A 1674-nucleotide genomic window follows, 5' to 3' on the forward strand; every position below is an offset into this window, starting at 1 on the left:
CCTGAATCCGTGAGTTATGAGGATAAATTACGTTCTTTGATTTAATTTTTTGAATTTGCTCTGTTCGTTGCCCGCTGACTTGTTCAACGACAACATTGGAGGCTTGCCCGTTGGGTTTCAGCTGCGGGCGGGCCCCGCCCGCAGATAGGCGGCTGCCCGGGGAGCTACGACGCCCTCGTTGCCTGTCGGCAACTGAGCTATTGGACTCGCAAATACCCCCCCCATGTACTTAATCGGGGGCCAGTGAGAGCGCCGCTTGGGCCCAGCCGTGGCCCTCGAATATGCGGAGGCACCACTGGCGGGCATGAGAAATCCACCGCCCCGCCATATAGATCAGGTTTTGCATGACGGTTCGCAGCCGCAGTCGTTTGCTTTGAGACTTACGGCCCGGGACCAGCCCGGAGCCGAGCATCTGCTGGCCGAGCAGCCGCAGCAGGTTGTAGGCTATCATCCCCAAATCAAGCACGTGTTGGTTCCCCTGAAGCTTCCCCGAGGGTAGCCGCTCCAGATCCAGATCCGTTTTAAGTTCGCTGTGGAACTGCTCGCTGGTGCCCCGCTTCTCGTAGAAGCGTTGGATGGCTTGGGGCGACCAATCCAGGGAAGTCCAGTAGGCCTCAATAGTAATTTCCGGTTCGACCAGCAGTTGCCCGTCCGGGCTGGCCTGCCGCTCGATGGCTCGCCATACCACCCGGAGCCTCTGCTCGGGGTGGCCGGGCAGCGGCAGCTCCCCTTGCCCGTAATAACCACAGGCGCCGCAGTCGATATGTTCGCGGGCCTGGTCGCTGGTCTGTCGTTTGGCCTTTTTAAGCCACTCCGCCAGGTCGTCGCGGCGCATATTGCGTTTAACGACAAAATCGGTATCGGCGGTCTGCCCGAACAGCAGCAGGTTATCGGCCGCATCGTGGCCGGCGTCGGTAACAAGGAGACGGCGCGTCGAACTTGCCGCCTCAGCCCGCTTGAGGACCTGCTTCAGCCACTCGAGAGTGCCCTCCCCGTTGCAGTGGGTCTTGCCGGCCCGCAGCTGATTGTCCAGCATAAACCCATGGGGGCCTATATAGGCGAAGATGGGGGCGTAGCCATCAAACTTCTTGTAGGTGCATGAGACGCCCTCTTTGGCCGAGCCGGAATTGTCCATCGGGGTGACGTCAATGTGGATCGGACAATACGGTTCCCCGTGAAGCTCCTCGGTCAGCTGCTGTGGATGGCGGGCTAGCAACCGGGTGGTAAAACCACGGAAGGCCTTCCCGGCTTCCTCGGGCAGGGCCTCGATGCGCTGGCGCAGGATCGGCGCCGACGGGAGCCGGGAAAGTCCCAACACGTGTGGGAAATACGGATCGCCGGCATAGTCCCCGACCGCATCGAAATACGGCTTGCCGCAGCAGATCAGCCCCACCATCGTCTTGGCCAGGTCGGCGTCGGGAATACGGTCGCTGCGCGTAGGACCGGGGACGAGCGTCTGCATGTGATGTTCAAATTTTGCCTCGGTCAGCTGCTCGCCAATAAAGGCCAGACCAGCGTGGGAGGTAATGGGAGTGGATGTCAATTCAATATCGAAATTCATGGGGCCGAAGGTTATTTTGCAACTTCACCTGTTAGGTGAATATACAAAAACTGGTAACTGCTTGTTATTAGTAAAGTTATATAACTAATTTTAAATTAACTCACGGATTCAGG

General features: G+C 58.4%; 1 protein-coding gene. It reads right to left on the minus strand.

Annotation, left to right across the window (positions count from 1 at the left end):
• Positions 1 to 229: 229 nt before the first annotated feature.
• On the minus strand, positions 230 to 1561 hold the full coding sequence (locus BUB16_RS20975; RefSeq protein ID WP_073068797.1) for an IS1380 family transposase: 1332 nt from the start codon (positions 1559 to 1561) through the stop codon (positions 230 to 232).
• Positions 1562 to 1674: the final 113 nt, after the last annotated feature.

Source organism: Fodinibius roseus (assembly GCF_900129315.1).
Taxonomy (GTDB): Bacteria; Bacteroidota; Rhodothermia; order Balneolales; family Balneolaceae; genus Fodinibius; species Fodinibius roseus.

Bases quoted from the DNA above. Each gene is read 5' to 3' on its own strand.
- BUB16_RS20975 (WP_073068797.1), bottom strand. From the start codon at position 1,561: ATGAATTTCGATATTGAATTGACATCCACTCCCATTACCTCCCACGCT.